Annotated in this window: 13 protein-coding genes and 3 tRNA genes; 2 read left to right on the top strand and 14 right to left on the bottom strand. The window is 58.8% G+C overall.

The genetic code is table 11. From position 1 onward, the window contains the following. Positions 1-135: 135 nt before the first annotated feature. Positions 136-1,134: a TraB/GumN family protein gene (locus ACWJKU_RS14270; RefSeq protein WP_454143209.1), complete on the top strand. Its 999-nt coding sequence runs from the start codon at positions 136-138 to the stop codon at positions 1,132-1,134. Positions 1,135-1,140: 6 nt separating this feature from the next. Here ACWJKU_RS14270 and ACWJKU_RS14275 read toward each other — a convergent pair whose 3' ends face one another. From ACWJKU_RS14275 to ACWJKU_RS14315, 9 genes are all read right to left on the bottom strand, one after another. Continuing rightward, positions 1,141-3,021, bottom strand: coding sequence for a SurA N-terminal domain-containing protein (locus tag ACWJKU_RS14275; RefSeq protein ID WP_454143210.1), 1,881 nt, complete (start codon positions 3,019-3,021; stop codon positions 1,141-1,143). 107 nt (positions 3,022-3,128) lie between these two features. Beyond that, positions 3,129-3,205: transfer RNA gene (locus ACWJKU_RS14280), tRNA-Asp, on the bottom strand. A 4-nt stretch (positions 3,206-3,209) separates the two neighbouring features. Next, positions 3,210-3,285: transfer RNA gene (locus ACWJKU_RS14285), tRNA-Val, on the bottom strand. Between the two features lie 11 nt (positions 3,286-3,296). Continuing rightward, positions 3,297-3,569, bottom strand: a complete 273-nt coding sequence (locus tag ACWJKU_RS14290) for an HU family DNA-binding protein (RefSeq protein WP_454143212.1) — start codon at positions 3,567-3,569, stop codon at positions 3,297-3,299. 215 nt (positions 3,570-3,784) lie between these two features. Next, entirely contained in the window at positions 3,785-6,211 is a 2,427-nt protein-coding gene (gene lon, locus ACWJKU_RS14295) for an endopeptidase La (RefSeq protein ID WP_454143214.1), read from the bottom strand. 606 nt (positions 6,212-6,817) lie between these two features. After that, entirely contained in the window at positions 6,818-8,098 is a 1,281-nt protein-coding gene (gene clpX, locus ACWJKU_RS14300; RefSeq protein WP_454143216.1) for an ATP-dependent Clp protease ATP-binding subunit ClpX, read from the bottom strand. 95 nt (positions 8,099-8,193) lie between these two features. After that, positions 8,194-8,838, bottom strand: coding sequence for an ATP-dependent Clp endopeptidase proteolytic subunit ClpP (gene clpP / locus ACWJKU_RS14305; protein ID WP_454143218.1), 645 nt, complete (start codon positions 8,836-8,838; stop codon positions 8,194-8,196). A 19-nt stretch (positions 8,839-8,857) separates the two neighbouring features. After that, entirely contained in the window at positions 8,858-10,180 is a 1,323-nt protein-coding gene (tig, locus tag ACWJKU_RS14310) for a trigger factor (protein WP_454143220.1), read from the bottom strand. A gap of 152 nt (positions 10,181-10,332) precedes the next feature. After that, positions 10,333-10,417 (bottom strand) — tRNA-Leu (locus ACWJKU_RS14315). 225 nt (positions 10,418-10,642) lie between these two features. Here ACWJKU_RS14315 and ACWJKU_RS14320 point away from each other — a divergent pair. Continuing rightward, positions 10,643-11,272: a class II aldolase/adducin family protein gene (locus ACWJKU_RS14320; RefSeq protein ID WP_454143222.1), complete on the top strand. Its 630-nt coding sequence runs from the start codon at positions 10,643-10,645 to the stop codon at positions 11,270-11,272. Between the two features lie 7 nt (positions 11,273-11,279). Here the strand turns inward: ACWJKU_RS14320 and ACWJKU_RS14325 are convergent. From ACWJKU_RS14325 to ACWJKU_RS14345, 5 genes are all read right to left on the bottom strand, one after another. Further along, a protein-coding gene (locus tag ACWJKU_RS14325) for an IS630 family transposase (protein WP_454148056.1) occupies positions 11,280-12,412 on the bottom strand; the annotation gives its coding sequence in 2 pieces (ribosomal slippage) (positions 11,280-11,980 and positions 11,980-12,412; 1,134 coding nt in all). Between the two features lie 82 nt (positions 12,413-12,494). Continuing rightward, positions 12,495-14,198, bottom strand: a complete 1,704-nt coding sequence (cysI, locus tag ACWJKU_RS14330; protein ID WP_454143224.1) for an assimilatory sulfite reductase (NADPH) hemoprotein subunit — start codon at positions 14,196-14,198, stop codon at positions 12,495-12,497. Positions 14,199-14,214: 16 nt separating this feature from the next. Further along, a complete protein-coding gene (locus ACWJKU_RS14335; RefSeq protein ID WP_454143226.1) occupies positions 14,215-15,999 on the bottom strand; it encodes an assimilatory sulfite reductase (NADPH) flavoprotein subunit in 1,785 nt (594 codons plus the stop codon). 334 nt (positions 16,000-16,333) lie between these two features. Further along, on the bottom strand, positions 16,334-19,513 hold the full coding sequence (locus ACWJKU_RS14340; RefSeq protein ID WP_454143228.1) for an efflux RND transporter permease subunit: 3,180 nt from the start codon (positions 19,511-19,513) through the stop codon (positions 16,334-16,336). Then, a complete protein-coding gene (locus tag ACWJKU_RS14345) occupies positions 19,495-20,727 on the bottom strand; it encodes an efflux RND transporter periplasmic adaptor subunit (RefSeq protein ID WP_454143230.1) in 1,233 nt (410 codons plus the stop codon). The genes ACWJKU_RS14340 and ACWJKU_RS14345 overlap by 19 nt, the downstream gene beginning before the upstream one ends. Positions 20,728-20,744: the final 17 nt, after the last annotated feature.

The following is a 20,744-nucleotide window of genomic DNA, read 5'->3' on the forward strand; positions in this document are numbered from 1 at the left end:
CGCCGAGATTTATCGCTCGCCATAGCGCCATTCCGGTACGCCGGTCGAATTGTCGACGGGGCCATTTGAGCTACATTTGAGGTGTCATCAGATCGCTTCGTCGATCGTCGTCCGGTCAGGAGGAAAACCACGCTCATGATCCGATTCATCACGCTCGCTTATCTGTCTCTTGCCGTACTCGAGGCGCTGCCGACCGCGGCGCTCGCCGACGTTTATAAATGCCTGGATCGGCAAAACAAGGTCTTTTACCAAGACCGACCTTGCCAGGAATTGACTTCGGCTCAACTGCCGCCGGCCTTGTCTCGATCGGCTACTGACGATAGCCGGCCACATTTTCTTTGGAAAGCGGCATCCGCCAAAGGCACGGTATACCTCATGGGCGCTCTTCCTTTTGGCGCGAACGAAATGTATCCGCTCCCGGAAGCCGTCACGGATGCCCTTTCGGGTTCCGATGTGCTGGTGGTCGGGGCGGACATACGAGCCTTGAGCCCGGCCGAGCTCCTCGCCGCGACGGCGAACCTAGGCGTGTACCCGGACAATTCCAATTTGAAGAATCGAATCAAAGCCGCTACCTGGGAAAAAGTCATCACGCTTTCCGGCGCCTTGGGCATGGCGGAGGAAACGATCTCGGCCCGGAAGCCGTGGATGGCGTCACTGAGTTTGATGGCTCTAGCCGCGCAACGGGCGGGTTATACGCAAGAACTCAGCGTCGACAAAGCCTTTGTCAAAGAAACACAGACGCAAAAGCCCGTCCTCCAATTAGACTCGATCAATGAACAAGCGAAGGTCTTGGACGGCTTATCCGAGATCGAGCAGGAGCAAATATTGCTACAGTCGATCAACGAGATCGAGCGCGGGGATGATTATTTCAAATCGATGGCCGAAGCCTGGGCGCGCGGAGATTCGTCGAACCTTGAACTGATCGTGCGCCGCCGCTTCGAGACGCTTCCAGCTATGCGCAAACTGTTCAAACTCTTGTTCACCGACCGAAGCGCCGTGATGGCCCAAAAGATAGAGGAACTAGCGGGGGATGGCAGGACTTATTTCGTTGTCTTGGAGGCCGGCCACTTGGTCGGCGAACACGGCCTCCTCAACCTGTTGCAATCGAGAGGATACAAGCTCTCGCAACTATGACTCGGATCAGTCGTCGGCCTCGGGTTTGACGTAGACATCGGCGGTCTGGCGCAACTGCGCCACAAAGGACGACAATTCGCGCTGCGCGGCGCTTTTAACGAGGAACTGGCGAGCCGCATCCGCTTCCTTGGCATCTCCCTGGGCAGCACCGTCCTTGACGGACATGAGATTGAAGACGACTTGGTCGCCATTCTCAAGCTCCACGATTGCTGCCACCGGCTGCTGAGACGTCGGACGAAAAGCTTTAAACGCGGCGTTCATCAGAGCCGGGGACAGATTTTTCGCGTCGCGGCGCAGCGCCGCTTCCTTGGCGACGGACAAACCGTGCTCTTTGGCCAAGTTCGAGAGTGGAACGCCTTGCTGCGCCTGACGCAAAATCTCTTCCGCCTGCTTGCGAGTCTGCTGTCGCGCATCCTCGGCGCGCAATTTACTGACGATGTCTTCCTTCACCTCCGCAAGCGGTTTGTCTGAGGCCGGTTGATGTTCCTTCATCCGCAAAACGATCGCTTTCTCGTTTCCTAATTCGATCGGATCGCTGTTTCGGCCGTTCAGCACGTCCTCGCTGAATGCGGCTGTTCTTATTGCGGATTCGGCAGCGATGCCTTCTCCCGCATCCCGGGTAAAGTATCCGGTACTCTCGATTTTAAGATCGAGCGCTTTTGCCGCAGGCTCGAGGCTGTCAGGATGCTCGTAGCCGAGTTCCGTCAGGGTTTGGCCCTGTTCGTAAAACTTGTTTTCCGCCGCATTGTGCTGGAAGGTTTTGCGCAATTCGTCTTTGACCTCATCAAACGACTTGGTCTTGGCCGCGGATAACTCGGTCACCTTGATCAGATGGTAGCCGAAGGAGGTTTTTACGGGCTTGGATAACTCGCCCTGCTGCAACGCAAACGCCGCATCGGCAAAATTTTGCTCCATGGCTCCTTTAGTGATGAAGCCCAGATCGCCGCCGTTCTGCGCGGATACCAGATCATCCGAAGTTTCCTTTGCAACCTTCGCAAAATCTTCGCCCTTGGCCAAACGATCTTGAATTTGGTTTATCTTGGTCAAGGCCGCCTTCTCAGCGGCTTCGCCGCCTTCAGGATCCACCGCGACGAGAATATGGCTGACCTTGCGCCGCTCTTCGGAAGTAAAGTTGGCCTTCTGCTCTTCATACAGGCTGCGCAGATCCTCTTCGGTTGCCTGGGTCTCCTTGGCGATGTCTTCAAGACGAACCGCAATATATTCGACCGAAACGCGCTCGGGATTTTGATAAGCCGCAAGATTTTTCCGATAGTAGTCCTCGATCTCCGCATCGGAAATCGCGCGGTTCGATGTCTTCAACGGGACCTTAAGGTATTCGATCTCGCGCTCCTGATTTTTGAGGCGAAACAACGCGGTGACTTGATCGGGCGTCACGAAGGCGCTATCGAGCAATCCGCGCTGGTATTGCTCCATCAGCAAAGCTCTTCTGACCTGCGCGACGAACTGGGCAGGACTCAAGCCCTGGGACGACAGCATGATCTTGTATTTTTCCTTGTCGAACTTGCCATCGGTTTGAAAATAGGGAAGCGTCTGGATGAACTCGCGAACGGCACTGTCGCTGACCGCCAGTTTTTTATCCTCGGCATTCTGAGCAATGACCTCCTCTCGGATGAGCCTTTCCAGCGCTTCATGCTTGAGTTGCTTCTCGTCGAATTCGGCCAATCCCACCAGGTTCGAGAGGCTCTGCTGATAAGCCTGGTTCACCTCACGCTCGAAAATGTCCCTATCGCCGACGATGGCTAGCGGCTGCTCCTTGCCGGAATCCAGATAGTTCTGAATTCCCCACAGAGCGAACGGCACGCCGACAAGAATCAACATAACCCAGGCGAAGATGCCTTGGGCACGATCACGAATCGCTTGAAGCATATGCAGGACCTGATACAGCTTTGAAAGCAATCATTACACTACAAGACGGGCAAGCTCACCTGCCCAAAAAAAAACCCGCTGCCTAAGGGCGCGGGCTTTTTGAAAATTGGCGGAGCGGACGGGGCTCGAACCCGCGACCCCCGGCGTGACAGGCCGGTATTCTAACCAACTGAACTACCGCTCCATTATGGTGGGTGCTGTAGGGATCGAACCTACGACCCTCGCCTTGTAAGGGCGATGCTCTCCCAGCTGAGCTAAGCACCCGAAAGAGTTGACTAGCTTACAGCATCTTTAAGTGCTTTACCAGCCTTAAATGAGGGAATTTTTGCAGCTTTGATGGTGATCGTATTTCCCGTCTGCGGATTGCGGCCTTGACGCTCGGCGCGCTCCTTTACTCCAAAGGAGCCGAAACCCACCAGGGAAACGGTTTCGCCGTTTTTCAAAGCCGTAATGATGGCGTCAATCATACCGTCGAGTGCACGCCCGGCGTCCGCCTTAGTCAGATCCGCTGACTTAGCGATCGCATCAATGAGTTCCGCTTTATTCATTATTTCCCCCTTTGGTCGATAGTGTTGAATCTAAGTTCTTTACATTGCCGCACGCCTTCGTCCATCCCTATATGTCTGGCTACGCTCGAACTCGCCGGCCGAAATGTAGCAGTAGACAAAAAGTACTGTCAAGCCGCACAGCGCCTGGGATTCAGCAGATTTTCGCCATCATGGCGATTCTCTGAACATGCAAAAGCGCTTTCCGAGAAAACCGACTAATGAGCAACGATCATGCCAGTAGCGCCCGTCGATTTAGTCACGCCTTCCGATTCAGGCGCAGTAGACGGCTTCAAGGGTTCCGGCATGTGCTTCAGCGCCGTCTCGAGGACTTGATCGATCCAGCGAACCGAAATGATCTTGAGGTCCTGCTTGATGTTTTTGGGAATCTCGGCCAAATCCTTTTCGTTTTCCTGCGGGATCACGACCGTCGAGATACCGCCTCGATGGGCTGCCAGAAGCTTTTCCTTGAGCCCTCCGATCGGCAAAACCTCGCCCCTAAGCGTGATTTCGCCCGTCATGGCGACATCGGATCTCACCGGTATCTGCGTCAACGCGGAAACCAAAGCCGTGCACATGCCGATACCGGCGCTGGGGCCGTCTTTGGGCGTTGCCCCTTCCGGTACGTGGATATGCACATCGTGCTTCTGATAAAACGCCGGATCGATGCCGAGCGTTTCGGCACGGCTTCGGGCAACCGTAATCGCGGTCTGGATCGACTCCTGCATGACTTCGCCGAGTTTGCCGGTATAGGTTTGCTTGCCGGAACCGGGCATGATGACCGATTCGATGGTGAGAAGCTCGCCCCCCACCTCGGTCCACGCCAAGCCGGTGACCTGTCCGATCTGATCCTTCTCTTCGGCTCGTCCGTAGCGATAGCGCCTGACGCCCAAGTAGTCGTCGATGTTACGGTGGGTCACGTTCATTTTTTTGGTACTCGGTTTGAGCACCAGGCTCTTGACGACCTTCCGGCAAATCTTGGCGATTTCGCGTTCGAGACTCCGGACTCCGGCTTCTCGGGTATAAAAGCGGATGATGTCCCGAACGGCCGATTCGGTAATATGAATTTCGCTATCCTTGAGCCCGTTGTTCTTGACTTGCTTGGGGATCAGATAGCGCATGGCGATATTGACTTTCTCGTCTTCCGTGTAACCCGCGATGCGGATCACTTCCATGCGGTCCAGAAGCGGTGCCGGGATATTCAAGGTATTCGCCGTCGCGATGAACATCACCTCGGATAAATCGAAATCGACCTCCAGATAATGGTCGTTGAAGGTATGGTTCTGCTCCGGATCCAGGACCTCCAGCAATGCGGCGGCGGGATCGCCGCGGAAATCCATCGCCATTTTGTCGATTTCATCGAGCATGAACATCGGGTTGCGGGTTTTCACCTTGGCCAGGTTTTGCAGGATTTTGCCCGGCATCGAGCCGATGTAAGTTCTGCGGTGGCCGCGAATCTCGGCCTCGTCGCGAACCCCGCCCAGGGCCATGCGAACGTACTTCCGGTTAGTGGCCCGCGCGATCGATTGGCCGAGCGAGGTCTTGCCCACGCCGGGCGGCCCGACCAGGCACAATATCGGACCTTTCAGCTTCTTGACGCGCTGTTGAACCGCCAGATACTCGAGGATACGCTCTTTAACCTTCTCCAGGCCGTAGTGTTCCGTCTCCAGGATTTCCTCGGCCCGCTGCAAGTCATGGCTAATCTTCGTACGCTTCTTCCACGGCATGTTGACCATCCAGTCGACGTAATTCCGGACCACTGTGGCTTCGGCGGACATCGGCGACATCAACTTGAGCTTGTTCAACTCCGTTTCGGCCTTGGTACGAGCAGGCTCGGACATGCCGGCCTTTTCGATCTTGCGCGACAACTCCTCGAATTCGTTCGGCACGTCCTCCATTTCTCCCAGTTCCTTCTGGATAGCCTTCATTTGTTCGTTCAAATAATATTCGCGCTGATTCTTCTCCATCTGCTGCTTGACCCGACCGCGGATACGCTTTTCCATCTCCAGCATATCTACCTCGCCTTCCATGAGCGTCATCAGCCGCTCCAGCCGCGCCGCCACGTCGCTCATCTCCAAAATCGACTGCTTGTCTTCGATTTTGATGGTCATATGCGCGGCGATGGTATCCGCCAGCCGGCTCGGTTCGTCGATGCCGGCAAGAGAGTTCAAGACTTCGGGCGGAATCCGCTTATTCAGCTTGACGTAGTGATCGAAGGTGTTGATGGCGGTGCGCATCAACACGTCGACTTCTTGATCGGTGATGCGGATCTCGTCCGGCAATGGCGAAACGGCGGCCACATAGTGCTTGTCGGCGACACGAAATTTTTCCACCGTGCTGCGCTCGCTGCCTTCGACCAGCACTTTCACTGTGCCGTCAGGGAGCTTCAGCAGTTGCAGGATATTCGACAAGGTGCCGATCTGGTACAAATCGCCAAAGCCCGGATCGTCCAGCTCGGCTTCTTTCTGCGCCACCAGCAAGATTTGTTTGTTATCCCGCATGGCGCTGTCCAGCGCCAATATCGACTTTTCCCTGCCCACGAAAAGCGGTATGACCATATGCGGATAGACTACGACATCCCGCAACGGGAGCACCGGCACCAATTTTTCCGGTTTTGCACGATTTTCAAGCGAGGTATTTTCCATTGGCCACCCGTGGGTATTAAATTGAGTACGCGTTGTTACTGAGTATATAGGTAAGCTTCGGGCAAAAAACAAGACTGGGCCCGATAAAATCGGGCGCTATCGGGTTGAGCGGAAAAGCTCCGGATGAACGGATCGCCAAGAATCCGCGGCCCAAGCTCGGTCAATACGCAAAGCCACTTGGATACGGATGCGTCATCGAGGTTCACGAGTCCGAGTCGTTTTTCGAGAAGAACGCGGGAGCAAATATTCGATAATGCCTCAGCCCGGACAAGCCGCCGACCGACGCCGCCGGAACAGATTGAACACGGACAGGAGGTTACGCCGACAGTTCGAGACACCGATGATCCAACAACGCTTGCAAGAACCGTCCTTTGTGAAAAATCGGAGGCATCCAAAAGACTTCGGCGTACGCCTCATTTCAAGAGAAAACTCCGAATCCGGATAGCGGCCGGCCCGACGAGCCGGGCCCGCGTAACGCTTAAACCGTCAGTCGGGCATCAAGATTCGAAATCGTCGATCAAAGACAAAACTTGACGTACCCAGCATTTGATTTCGCTATCGATTAACGGCTTGCCGCACGACATCGATAGCGATCTAAAAGATATCTTATTCCACCGAAGCGCACTGCTTTTCTTCGGTTTGATAAATCAAATACGGATCCGATTCGCCTCGAATCACCTTTTCGTCGATGACAACCTTGGAAACGTGTTCGGCGGAAGGTAACTCGTACATGGTATCCAGCAAGACGTGCTCCAGAATCGTTCGCAGACCGCGCGCACCGGTTTTCCGCTCCATCGCCTTGCGCGCGATGACCCGAAGCGCGTCCTCACGGATTTCCAGATCGCAGCCCTCCATCTCGAACAGCTTCTTGTATTGTTTGACCAGAGCATTTTTAGGCTCGGTCAAAATTTGAACCAGCGCCCGCTCGTCCAGTTCTTCGAGAGTCGCGACCACAGGCAAGCGGCCGACGAATTCCGGGATCAGGCCGTATTTGATGAGGTCCTCCGCTTCCACGTCGGCCAGAACTTCGCCGACGTTGCGACGTTCGTCTTTGGTTTTGACCTCGGCGGAAAAACCGATGCCGCCTTTTTCAGAGCGGGAGCGAATGATCTTTTCCAGCCCGGCGAACGCTCCGCCGCAAATGAAAAGAATGTTCGCCGTGTTGACCTGCAAGAATTCCTGCTGAGGATGCTTGCGCCCCCCTTGAGGAGGTACCGAGGCCACGGTGCCTTCGATCAGCTTCAAGAGCGCCTGCTGCACGCCCTCGCCCGATACGTCGCGCGTAATCGACGGATTGTCCGATTTGCGGGAAATCTTGTCGATCTCGTCGATATAGACGATGCCGGACTCCGCCTTCTCCACGTCGTAATCGCATTTCTGCAAAATCTTCTGAATGATGTTTTCGACGTCTTCGCCGACATAGCCGGCCTCGGTCAGCGTGGTCGCATCGGCGATCGTGAACGGCACGTCCAGCAATCGGGCGAGCGTTTCGGCAAGCAAGGTCTTGCCCGACCCCGTCGGTCCGATCAAGAGAATATTGCTCTTGGCCAGTTCGACTTCGTTTTTCTTCAAATGGGTATGAAGCCGGAGCCGCTTATAGTGGTTGTAGACCGCAACCGACAAGATTCGCTTGGCCTTCTCCTGGCCGATGACGTACTCGTCGAGCACGTTCTTGATCTCTTTCGGCTTCGGCAACTTGTCTACGCTGCCGGCAACATTCTCCTGAAGCTCCTCGCGAATGATATCGTTGCACAACTCGACACATTCGTCGCAGACGAATACGGCGGGACCTGCAATGAGCTTTCTGACCTCATGCTGACTTTTTCCGCAAAACGAGCAGTAAAGAAGTTTTCCGCCCCCGTCTTTGCCGTGTTTATCGTCACTCATCGCAAACCTCTTATTCGTCAGATGACTGTTGTAGCAACCTACCAGTCGCTACTAGCATACTTCTGTGACTCCGCTAGCCTCGGGTTCCGATTCGTTTAACCGCCGGATCCCGGTTCCCGGTTAGCGAGCACCTTGTCGATTAGACCATATTGCACTGCGTCTTCTCCACTCATGAAATTGTCGCGATCGGTATCGACCTGGATTTTTTCCAATGGCTGACCGGTATGCTTCGACAAAATCCGATTCAGCTTGTCGCGAGTCGCGAGAATTTCGCGAGCATGAATGTCTATGTCGCTGGCCTGCCCTTGGAAACCGCCCAAAGGCTGATGGATCATGACCCTCGAATGGGGCAAGCAGTATCGCTTCCCGGGCGCGCCGCCGGCCAGCAGCAACGCTCCCATGCTGGCCGCCTGGCCGATGCACAGGGTGCTCACATCGGGCTTGATGAACTGCATGGTATCGTAAATCGCCAGCCCCGACGTCACCACGCCGCCGGGAGAATTGATATAAAGATGGATATCCTTGTCCGGATTTTCCGATTCCAAAAAGAGAAGCTGGGCAATGATCAGATTGGCCATGTAGTCTTCGACCTGCCCAACCAGAAAAATCACCCTCTCTTTGAGCAGGCGGGAATAGATGTCGAACGCCCTTTCGCCGCGCGCGGACTGTTCGATGACGACGGGCACCAGTCCCGTCGCCCGAGCATTGACGGTTTTCGCAAAATCGCCGGTGAACATCATGGGATCTCTTGGATGAAATTTACGCCGCTTGTGAGGATCTGCCGGTAGCCTGCTGCATCAGTTCTTGAAACGGCACCGTTTCCTCGGCCGCCTTCGCTTTGTCTAGTACCAAATCGACCACCTGATCCTCCATGACCACGTTCTCCACTTCGCGAAGCCGCGAAGGTTCCGCATAATACCAGCGCACCACTTCTTCCGTATTCTCATAACTCATGGCCAGGTCTTCTACGGTCGAACGCACCCGCTTTTGATCCACGACGAGACCATTAGTTTCGATGACCTTCCCGAGAATCAACGCCAAAGCGACTCTTTTCCGGGCAATGGGCTCGAGTTGCTCTTTCAATTTAGCTTCATCGAGATCCTGCCGCCTTTTTTGGGCCGCTTCCCGGTAAGGCGCCAAAAGTTGGCTCAGCTCATCTTGAATTAAGGCATTCGGCAAAACAATCGTATTTTTGGCGAACAGGACATCCATCACCGAAGATTTCGTCTTCGTCTGCAATGCCCGTTTCATCTCGCGCTCCATATTGGCGCGAACATCGTTGCGGAAGGCTTCCACGCTGCCTTCCTCGATGCCGTAGGATTTCGCGAACTCCTCATCCACGACGGGCAGCACGCTTTCCTCGACCTTCAGCGTCTCGACGGTGAATTGCGCCGTGTTGCCGGCCAGCTTCGGGCTGGGGTAGTCCGCCGGGAACGACAGTTCGAATTCGAGCGTCGATCCCGCCGCCGCGCCGACCAGCTTGTCTTCGAATCCCGGGATCATCTGATTGACGCCCAGGATAACGGGCAGGTTTTCAACTTTTCCGTCGGTGAACGACTCTTCTCCGATTTTGCCTTCAAAGGAAATCGTGACGCGATCGCCCATCGCCGCCGCACGCTCGACCTCCTGCCAGGTTTTCCGCTGCTCTCTGAGGCGCTCGAGCATGGCATCCACATCCTGTTCGGTCACCTCCGACACGAACCGCTTGACCTCCAATGTTTCCAGCGGCATCAGCACGAACTCGGGCATCACTTCGAAGCTCGCCTCATATTCCAGTCCACTGCCCTCATCGGCCCGGCGAGCGGTGATTTGCGGAATACCCGCGGGCTTGAGCTTCTCCTCCCGAACGGCCTGGTAGAAACTCGACTCGATCAAATCCGAGAGAACCTCTTCCCGGACTTGCTGCCCGTAACGCTGTTTCACCAAACCTTGAGGCACCTTGCCGGGACGGAAACCGTCGATCTTGATCTTGTTTGCCAAAGATTTCAGGCGTGAGGCTATTTTTTCCTGAACCTCATCCTCCGGCACCTGTACGGTTATTTTTCGGCTCAATTCAGATGTCGTTTCGACAGAAACTTGCATGTCGCTGTTACCTCAAGAATGGAAAAAAGTATCGGAGGGGACTGGCTCGGAAAGCACAATCGCCTAAATTGCTGGCTGATGCGCCGTACTCTGATATCCTTGACCGGATATTAACGCTAGGAAGCTTGGCTCCCCGGTGTCTACTGAACATTTGGTGCGAATGGAGAGACTCGAACTCTCAAGGGTTGCCCCACTGGAACCTAAATCCAGCGCGTCTACCAATTTCGCCACATTCGCACATGAAATCCGTCCGGATTATACTCCGTTTGCCTCGGATTTACCGGCTCGGCCAGGCATCCTTTCAAGGTTCGCTCCAAAAATTCGACTCGCGGACCGCGCACAATCTTTTTATTATAAAACGCGCGAATATTTTTTCATCCGTTCGTTCTCTATACGGAGTCAGGCTTTTGCGGGCTTCGCTTCCCCGGCCGGCTGTTCTGCACCGAGGCTGTCGATTCGAAGATGAATGATTTAGACCAGAAGCAGGACAAGGAAGGCGTCGTCAAGTACCGCCTGAATTACACGGCGGCTCCGCCTGCGGATCCCGAAGTCGTCGCCGAGCTGAACGCCTGGCGAACCATCCTTTATCGCCTCGGACTCATCGGACTGGATTCTCGCCGGTATGGCGGCCTGGCTTACGGCAACGTCAGCATTCGCTGCGGGGCGACCGGGTTTCTGATCAGCGGAACGCGAACCGGCGGCCTGCCGGCGCTTTCGAACGAGCACTACAGCCGGGTCACGGGTTTCGATCTGGAGCGAAACCTGATCGTCGCCGAGGGTCCGGTACCGCCCTCTTCCGAAGCCCTGACCCATGCCGCGGTGTACCGAAGCGCCGGCGAAGCCGGTTGCGTGCTGCACGTTCACTCGCCTGAAATCTGGGAAAAGGCCGGAGCTTTAGGCATTCCCGTCACCGACCGGCAGGTCGGCTACGGCACGCCGGAGATGGCAGACGAGGTCGGGCGCCTGATTCGAGCTTCGAAAGGCCCGGTCATCGCCATGGGCGGCCATGAAGACGGCATCATCGCTTTCGGCGGGTCCGTCGAGAGCGCCGCCATAAACTTGATCCGCAGCCTGGCGCGGGCATCAGCCTAGTACTCTGTCAGCCCTCAATTGTCGGGTAGAGCTTGCGGAGTTTGATCCGGGCGTCGGCGGTGGTGAACTGCCAGTTCGCTGTCACCTGGACTTGGTTGCGGCGCTGGGTCCAAGCGGCGACGTGCCGGACCAGATCGGCCCGCTCGCCGACCCGCCCCGGGAGGTCGCGGGCCAGGGCGCTCAGTTCAATTTCGGCCATGTCCAGCCAACTGCCGTGCTTCGGCGTGTGGTGAATTTCCAGCCGCTCGGCCAACTGCCGCGCCTCGTCCGGGGGAAAGGCCTCATACAAGCTCGCCGTCGAGTGGGTGTTGAGCTGATCCATCACCAGCACCACCTTCTCGGCGTCCCGGTACCGCCCCTCGACCAGGTCGCGCACGACGTGGGCAAAGTCCTTTCGGGTCCGGCCGTCGGTCACCTGGACTTCGCGCCACCCGGCCAGCGGCTCGAAGACCAGGAACACGCTCGCTACTCCGTGGCGGACATAGACGCTGTCGTAGCGTTCCACCCGGCCCGGCGCCCCCGGCAGCGGTTCCCGCACCTCGCCGATCAGTTGAGTGAAGGTCTCGTCCAAACAGACCACCGGTCGCTCGGCCTGGTACGGCCGTTGATAAACCTCCAGGACATCCTCCATGGCCGCGACAAACTCGGCCGAGGCCTTCGGCGGAATCACCCACATCTTCCGAAGAGGCGGCTTGAGTTCGTTTTTTTAAGCACGCGCCGGACCGTCTCATAGGAGACGGCGTCGACATAATCGAGTTCGACCATCCGCTCGGCCAACAGCCGCAAAGTCCAGCGCGGCTTGCCTTCGGGCGGGGCCGAACAGGCCAGGGCGATCAGGTGCGCCTCCTGAGCCCCGTCCAGCGCCCGTGGGTACACGCGCGGGCTCGGCCTCGGCAACAACGCGGCGGCCAAGCCCTCTTCCACGAACCGTTGCCGCACCCGCTCGATCGTGCGGAGACTCAGATTCAAGGCCGAGGCCACGTCGGTATCGATGCGGCCGGGGCCCCCTGCTGATTCGTCCACTTGAAGCAAAACCCGCGCGTGGGCCAACTTGCGGGCATCCGCCTTACCTTTGCCAATCAGTCCTTCCAACTCGCCCCGCTCCTCGTCTGTCAACGTCACCCGGTACTTCTTGGCCATCCGATCCTCCCGGCCGCTCAGCCTCGCCATGCTCATCTAAAGCATGCTCCATTAGACTCGCCAGAGGACGGGTGATACTGCACTAGTTCTTGCGATGGATTTCGGGGCCCGCCTTGACTTCGGAGACATAACCCGCGCGAATGACGAAATCGCCGAAAGGCTCCGCCGTCCGCCGGTCGCGGGCATAATGCGCGATGATGGGCCCCAGCACGGCCACGATCTCGTCTTCCGAAATGCCCTCCCGGTACAACGCGTTCAAGCGGCCGCCGTCGAAACCCGCGCCCAGGTACAGGTTGTATTTCCCGAGGCTTTTGCCAACCAGGCCGATTTCGCCCAGGTACGGACGCCCGCAACCGTTGGGGCAGCCAGTGATCCGGAGGGTAATGGCGTCTTTTTCCAATCCGGCCTTTTTCAGTATCGGTTCGAGCCGCGCGAGAAGCGACGGCAACCAGCGCTCGCTCTCGGCCATGGCCAGCCCGCAGGTGGGAAACGCCACGCACGACAGGGCATGCTGCCGCAAGCCGCTCCACCGCTCGGCGTCGGGAATCCGGTGCCGATCGAGCAAGGCCTCGATCTTGGGCTTGGTCGCCTCGCTGATCCCGGCGATGATCAGGTTCTGATTGGTGCTCAAACGGAAATCGCCCTCGTGGATCGCGGCAATTTCGCGCAGCGCCGTCAGCCAGGCGGCCTCGGGCGTGTCCGTCAGGCGACCGCTGAGAACGCCGAGGGTCAGATGCCAGCGCCCCCGGTCGTCCCGCACCCAGCCGAAGCGATCGCCGGTGCTTTCGAAGCGAAACGGCCGCGCAGGTTCGAGACGCCAGCCGAGACGGGCTTCCAGTTCGGTCTTGAACCACTCGGTGCCGCGGTCGTCCAGCGTGTATTTCAGCCGGGCGTGTTTCCGGTTGCTCCGGCCGCCGAAATCGCGCTGCACCTTGAGGACGTTTTCCGCCACTTCGAGGAGCCGATCGGATCGGCAGAAACCGATGACCTCGCCCAGACGGGGATAGGTGGCGGGCTCGCTGTGGCTCATGCCCATGCCGCCGCCCACGGCGATGTTGAAACCGAGCAACGTGTCCCGGTCGGCGATGGCGATGAATCCCAGGTCCTGGGCGTAAACGTCGATATCGTTGTGCGGGGGCAGCGCGATGCCGATCTTGAACTTGCGCGGCAGATAGTGTTTGCCGTACAGAGGCTCCTCCTCGGCCGGCGTTCCGGCGACGCGCTCCTCATCCAGCCAGATTTCGTGGTAGGCCCGCGTCTTCGGCAGCAGGTGCGCGCCGAGGCGCTTGCCCCAGTCGTAGATTTCTTCGTGCAGCGGCGAAAGATACGGGTTGTTGTGACAGACCACGTTGCGGTTGACGTCTCCGCAGGCGGCGATGGTGTCCAGCAAGGCATGGTTGATGCCGGCGATGGTGGCTTTGAGGTGCCGTTTCGCGATGCCGTGGAACTGGAAGGTCTGGCGGGTCGTGATGCGCAGCGAACCGTGGCCGTACCGCCGGGCCAGTTCGTCCAGCCGCAGCCATTGACTGGGCGTGCAGACGCCGCCCGGCATCCTGATGCGAACCATGAAGCCGTAGGCCGGCTCCAGCTTCTGCCTTTGCCGTTCGTTGCGGAGATCCCGGTCGTCCTGCTGGTAGGTGCCGTGGAATTTGAGCAGCTTGGCGTCTTCCGGGGACACGGCGCCGGTCGCGGGATCGGCCAGGCTTTGTTCTATCGTGCCCCGCAGATAACGGCTGCGCGCCTTGAGGGCTTCTTCTTCGGTGAGTTGCATGTGCTCGACTTTCATATGTATGGCGGCCTCCTCAGTACACGTCCCGCTGATATCGTTTAGAGGACTGTAACGTCCGGACATAGTCCTCGGCCCGGTCGCGGTCGACGTCCCCTTCCTTCGCCACGACGGTGATCAAAGCCTCGTGGACGTCAGAGGCCATCCGCTGGGCATCGCCGCAGACGTAGAAATGAGCGCCCTCCTCCAGCCAGGCGTAGAGTTCGCGGCTTCGTTCGAGCATCCGGTGCTGCACGTAGACCTTGTCGTCGTCGTCCCGGGAAAACGCCACGTCGATCCGGGTCAGGAGACCGTTCTTCCGATGATCGAGCCACTCGCTTTGATACAGAAAATCGGTGTGGAAATTCCGGTCGCCGAAGAACAGCCAGTTCCTGCCCCCGGCTCCAGAGGCTTCCCGTTCCGCCAGAAAGGCGCGGAAAGGCGCCACCCCCGTACCCGGCCCGACCATGATGATCGGAGCGTCCGGGTCCTTGGGCAGCCGGAAATTGGGGTTGCTGTCGACATACACCGGCACCGGCCCGTTCTCCGCCACCCGCTCGGCCAGAAAGGTAGACGCCACGCCCTGGCGCTCGATTCCGTGACTCTCGTAACGCACCACGCCGACGGTGAGATGCACCGCGTCGGGGTCGGCTTCGAGGCTTGAGGCGATGGAATAGAGCCGGGGCGGAAGTTTCCGCAGCAGGGCGACGAACCGATCGGCCGCGATGCCGGGTACCGGATAGCGCCGCAGCACATCGATGATTTCGCGGCCGTAGAGAAAATCCCGAAGAAGCTGGCGGTTTCCTTCTTTGAGCAGTTCGGCCAATTCGCCCGAACCGGACAACTCTGCGTATTTTTCCAGAAACGGCCGGGTTAGCGTGGTGATTTCGTAATGATGCAGGAGCGCGTCTTCCAGCGTGGTTTCGGCACCGTCGGAACCGGAAACGACCGCCCCGGAGGACAGCCCGGCCGCCTCGATCAGCTCGGCCACCCGCTCCGGCCAGTTCGAGGGAACCACGCCCAGCGCGTCGCCCGGCTCGAAGCGCAGGCCGGAATCCTCGATGGAGAGCTCGATGTGCCGGACGTCCTTGGTGGAGCCTCGTCCCGTCAGACGGACGTTTTCCAGCATGGTCGCCGGAAAAGGCTGTTTCTTGGAATAGGCGGATACCGGCTCGACCGCTGCCGACGCCGATATCTCCACCCGCGGCTGGCGTAATCGGACCAGAGCCGCCAGGGCGTCGCCCATCCAGCCTTCCGCCGCTTCCTCGTAATCCACGTCGCAGTCGACCCGGGGGCAGAGGCGGGCGGCGCCCAATTCCTCCAGCCGGCGGTCGAAGTCGCGCCCGGTCTTGCAGAAATATTCGTAGCTCGTGTCGCCCAGGGCCAGCACCGAAAACTGCAAACCGTCCAGCTTGGGCGCTTTCTTGCCGTGCAGGAATTCATAAAACGGACGGGCATTGTCCGGCGGCTCGCCCTCGCCGTGAGTGCTCACGATCACGAGGAGACAGCGGTCGCGCCGGAGCTGGGCGCTCTTGTAACTGCCCATGTCCTCCAGCCGCGCTGCGATGCCGCTTTGCCGCAACCGAGCATGCAGCGCTTTGGCGAGCTTTTCGGAGTTTCCGGTCTGCGAGCCGAACAGCACGACAACTCCCGGATGCTCCGGAGATTGGGTCGGTGCCGATGCGGCCGGCCTTTGCGCGGCATCGCTCAGCCCCGCCAGATAACCGCTCGCCCAAAGCTTCTGCTCGCGGGAAAATTCGTCTGCCAATCGTCTCAAAGTATCCCATTGTTGGGGAGTCAACGGACCGCTAAGTTCGCTCACTGAATCGTCTCTTGAAGGGGTTGCCGACTGAAATGCGATTAAATCGGATCGAGTTTATATCGCAATCATGATCTATAAGCCACAAGTCTTCGCGCTTTCCGCCGAAGTCGAGTCGCTTCCGGAAGCCGTGCGGCGGAGGGAAAAAAGAGTTCGCCGTCGCCCGGAACGCCCCGACACACGAAAAGCCGAAGCCTTTCCGGTCGCGCCGACGGCCGGCCGCCTGTCCGCACAGTTTGAATAATCGCCGAAAACTATATCAGAAACAGCCTTTTGAAAATAAAGAACGAACGATCATTTGGTTAAACCCGCCGGCGATATGCGCCCGAATCGCCGCTCACTCCCGAGTCGGCCGCGACTTGCGCGCGCCCGGCGCCTCGGATTTCTTCGCGATGCGCCTTTCGCTCAATCCCTGCATCAGCACGAAAAACACAGGGACGAACGGAATCGCGAGAAAGGTCGACGCCAGCATGCCGCCGAAAACCACGGTGCCGATGGACTGGCGGCTGGCCGCTCCGGCACCGGTGGCGATCAATAAAGGCGCGACTCCCAGAATAAAGGCGAACGAGGTCATGATGATCGGGCGGAACCGCCGGCGCGTGGCCTCGACCGCCGCATCGGTGATCGACATTCCTTCCGCGCGCAATTCCCGCGCGAACTCCACCACCAGGATGGCATTCTTGCTGGCGAGCGCGATCATCAGAACCAGTCCGACCTGGGTATACAGATTGCTGTCCATGCCGCGGATCACCAACGCCGCCAGCACGCCGACCAGCGCCATCGGAACGACCAGAATCACCGCCGCCGGCGACGTCCAGCTTTCGTAAAGCGCGGCGAGTACCAGAAACACCAGGGTGATGGACAATGCGTAGATGAAGTAGGCCTGATGTCCGACCCGCTTTTCCTGATAGGACGTTCCCGTCCAGTCATAATCCATGCCGCGCGGCAGGACTTTTTGCGCGACCTGCTCCATCAACCCGATAGCCTGTCCCGAGCTGAAGCCCGGCGCGGCGGAACCCAAAATCTGGGCGGCGGGATACAGGTTGTAGCGCGTGATCAATTCCGCGCCGAGGGTCCGGCGGATGTCCAGCAGAGTGCCCAGAGGCGCCATTTCGCCCCGAGCGTTGCGTACATAGAGGTTTTCGATATCGTGTGGCTGCAAGCGGAACGGAGCGTCCGCCTGTACGTACACTTGAAACACCTGATTGAACTTGTTGAACAGATTGACGAAAGAGGAACCCAGATAAGCCTGGAGCGTCTCGAACACGCTGGCCACCGGAATGTTCAAGGATTCCGCCTTGATTCGGTCGATGTCCAGGTAAAGCTGGGGATTCCGGGCGCTGAAAGTGGAAGCCAGGCCGCGCAGGCCGGATTGAGTGCCGGCGGCGCGAACAATTTCCATGACGGATTTTTGCAGCTCCTGAAGGCCCAGATTGTCCCGGTCTTCGACCATCAACTGGAAGCCGCCCGATTGTCCGAGGCCGCGGATCGGCGGCGGCACGATCACGATCGCCTGGGCTTCCTCTATGGAATCCGCCAGATCGCGCCGGAGACCGGCGAGAATCCGATCCTGACTCAGCTCCGAACCGCGCCGGCTCCAGTCGTCGTACACGACGAACGTGGTAAAGACATTGGGCAGGTTGGCGCCGTCGAGTAGAGAAAAGCCGCCGATGGTCACCCAGGCCTGGATACCCTTGGTTCTGCGCATAATCTCGTCGAATTTCTTCGCGACCGAGATGGTGCGGGGTTGCGCGGCGCCCTCGGGAAGCCGCGTGACCGCGATGGCATAGCCCTGATCCTCGGTCGGCAGAAATCCCGTGGGATGGTAGACATAACGCGCCCCGGCGATGACCACGACGGCCAAGAACAGCACGGTCGTGAGCACGGGGCGAAGCACCATCCGCTGGATCGATCGGACATAGAGCTTTTCCACATGACCGTAAGCCGCATTGAATCCGCGATAAAACGCATTGTCTCTCTTCTCCCGATGCGGGCGCGGGCGCAGCCACAGCGCGCACTGCGCCGGCTTGAGAGTCAGCGCGTTGATTGCGCTGATGATGGCGGTGGAGGCGATGACCAGGGCGAATTGCCGGAACAGTTGCCCGGTAATGCCGGGCAGGAATGCGGCGGGCAGAAATACCGCGGTCAGCACCAGGGTGATGCCGACCACGGGCCCGGTCATTTCCCGCATCGCCTTGACGGTCGCGTCCTTCGGCGGGAGACCCTGCTCGATGTAGCGCGATGCGTTTTCCACGATGATGATGGCATCGTCGACCACGATGCCGATGGCCAGAACCAACGCAAACAAGGTCATGAGATTGATGCCGAAACCGAGCAGCGCCATGGCGGCGAACGCCCCGATGATGGTCACCGGAACCGTGGTCGCCGGGACCAGCATCGCCCGCCAGTCTTGCAGAAAGACCATGATCACGATCAACACCAGGATGCCGGCTTCGAACAGGGTCTCGTAGACGTCGCGGATGGCTTGCCGCACGAATTGCGTGGTGTCGTAACGGATTTCGTATTTCAGCCCCGGCGGAAACTGCTTGCTCATGTCCGCGATGGCCTGCCGCACCCGGTCGGCCACGTCCAGGGCGTTGGCGCCGGGCAGCGAAAAGACTGGAATATTGGCCGACCGATGCCCTCGCGTTTCCGAGAAATTGGCGTAGTTCTGCCGGCTCAACTCCACTCGGGCCACGTCGCGGATGCGCACGATCTGCGCCGTTTCGGCCCGCGCGGTCTTGATCACGATGTTCTCGAACTGCTCCACGTCGGTCAGCCGACCGAGCGCGTTGACGGTGAATTGAAAGGCTTGATCGGGCGGCACCGGCGGTCCGCCCAGTTGTCCCGCCACCACCTGCACGTTCTGGCCGCGTACCGCATTCACCACGTCCAGGGTGGTGAGTCCGAAGTGATAGAGCTTGTCCGGATCCAGCCAGATCCGCATGCTGTAGGGCCCTGCGCCGCGGACCGACACCTGGCCGACGCCGGGAATCCGGGCCAGCGGATACTGGAGGTTGATGACCGCGTAGTTGGAAAGATAAGTATCGTCGAACCGGTCGTCTTCCGAGAACAGGCCGATCACCATCAGGATATCGGTGGACACTTTCCGGACCGTGATGCCTTGCGGCTGAACCGAGGCCGGAAGCTGCGCCTGGGCGCTGTTCACCAGGTTTTGTACCAGCGACACTGATTTGTTGAGATCAGTGCCCACATCGAAGGTGATGGTCAGCGTATACGAGCCGTCGCTGCCGCTGGTGGATTGCATGTACAGCGAGTCTTCCACGCCGTTGACCGCCTGCTCGATGGGAATGCCCACGGTGGCCGCCACCACGTCGGCGCTGGCGCCGGGATAGCGGGTGGAAACCTGGATGGTGGGCGGAACCACGGCGGGATACTGCGCCACCGGCAGATTGTGGAAACAGACCAGACCGATGATGACGGTGACGATGGCGATGACGTTGGCGAAGATGGGCCGTTCGATGAAATATTCGGAAATCATGGTGCGTCGTTCCATGGCCGGGTATCGTCCGATGCCGGTTTGTCGTTCTCCGGAGGCTTCCGGATCGGCGTTACCTTGGCGCCGGGAATGGCCCGCAACAAGCCTGAAACGACCACCCATTCATCGCCCTGCAATCCCTCCTCGATGATGCGGCGCCCGTCCACCCGAGCGCCCGTTTCGACGCCCCGGCGCTCCACCGCGTTTTCGCCGTTCACCGCCAGAACATAGGCGCCCAATTGGTCATAGCCCAGGGCCGTCTCCGGCACCAGCACGGCGACCCGCTCCGAATCGATCATCTGCACCCGCACGCGAGCGAACAACCCCGGCAAAATCTTGCCGTCCGAATTCGGGAAGATGCCGCGCAGCAACAGCGTGCCGGTGGTCGGCGTGACCGAGATCCCGGTGAAATCCAGAGATCCCCGGTGCGGATAGCCTTCCTCGTTAGCCAATCCCAAAAAGACCGGGATGTTCAGCCTCTCCGCTTCGCTCGGCGACACCCCGGTCGTCCGGATGCGGTTCAGCAATTCCACCTCGCTGATGGTGAAGTAGACATAGATGGGATCGATCTGGTTGATGACGGCCAAAACGGTGTTCTCGCCCGCCCCCACCAGATTGCCGGGGTCGCGGAGACGGCGGTCGATGCGGCCGTCGAACGGCGCGGTGACATGGGTGTAGCTCAGATCGAGCCTGGCCAGATCGCGGTTGGCCTGAGCGGCCAGAAGCGAAGCCCGGGCGCTGTCGCACTGATAGCGCCAGTTGTCGACGTCGGTCTGGGCGGCGGCGTTCTGCCGCAGCAAGCCGCTGAACCGGACCAGTTCGGTCTCGGCATGATCGAGTTGAGCCTTGACCTGCTGCACCTGGGCTTCGGCCTGCCGGAGCCGCGCCTCGTAAGTGTCCGGTTCGATGAGGAACAGCAACTGGTCTTTCTTCACCCGATCGCCGTCCTGGAAAAAGACCTTCTCCAGATAACCCTGCACGCGGGCCGTGAGCTGCACCGTGTTGATGGCCTGGGTATTGCCGGTGAATTCGAGATAGCCGGTGACCCGCTGAAGGACCGGCCGGCTCACTGTCACTTCGGGCGGCGGCGGCGGAACATAGGCATTCTTTTCGCCGCAACCCGACAAGAGGGCGAACGCCGCCCACAGCATCGCCATAGCCGCGACCGAACCGCCATTCCCTGCCGGTATCTGTTTTCCCAATGCCTGACTCCCGACGCTTCTTTGATCCATAGCGGCATGGATGGAGC

It is taken from the genome of Methylocaldum sp. MU1018, assembly GCF_053646775.1.

What these genes read in the sequence shown, in the direction of transcription:
- cysI (WP_454143224.1), bottom strand. Translation starts at nt 14,198, where the DNA reads ATGAAAGTCGAGCACATGCAACTCACCGAAGAAGAAGCCCTCAAGGCG.
- lon (WP_454143214.1), bottom strand. Translation starts at nt 6,211, where the DNA reads ATGGAAAATACCTCGCTTGAAAATCGTGCAAAACCGGAAAAATTGGTG.
- ACWJKU_RS14345 (WP_454143230.1), bottom strand. Translation starts at nt 20,727, where the DNA reads ATGGATCAAAGAAGCGTCGGGAGTCAGGCATTGGGAAAACAGATACCG.
- clpP (WP_454143218.1), bottom strand. Translation starts at nt 8,838, where the DNA reads ATGATGTTCACCGGCGATTTTGCGAAAACCGTCAATGCTCGGGCGACG.
- ACWJKU_RS14275 (WP_454143210.1), bottom strand. Translation starts at nt 3,021, where the DNA reads ATGCTTCAAGCGATTCGTGATCGTGCCCAAGGCATCTTCGCCTGGGTT.
- ACWJKU_RS14270 (WP_454143209.1), top strand. Translation starts at nt 136, where the DNA reads ATGATCCGATTCATCACGCTCGCTTATCTGTCTCTTGCCGTACTCGAG.
- ACWJKU_RS14340 (WP_454143228.1), bottom strand. Translation starts at nt 19,513, where the DNA reads ATGGAACGACGCACCATGATTTCCGAATATTTCATCGAACGGCCCATC.
- ACWJKU_RS14290 (WP_454143212.1), bottom strand. Translation starts at nt 3,569, where the DNA reads ATGAATAAAGCGGAACTCATTGATGCGATCGCTAAGTCAGCGGATCTG.
- clpX (WP_454143216.1), bottom strand. Translation starts at nt 8,098, where the DNA reads ATGAGTGACGATAAACACGGCAAAGACGGGGGCGGAAAACTTCTTTAC.
- ACWJKU_RS14320 (WP_454143222.1), top strand. Translation starts at nt 10,643, where the DNA reads ATGAATGATTTAGACCAGAAGCAGGACAAGGAAGGCGTCGTCAAGTAC.
- tig (WP_454143220.1), bottom strand. Translation starts at nt 10,180, where the DNA reads ATGCAAGTTTCTGTCGAAACGACATCTGAATTGAGCCGAAAAATAACC.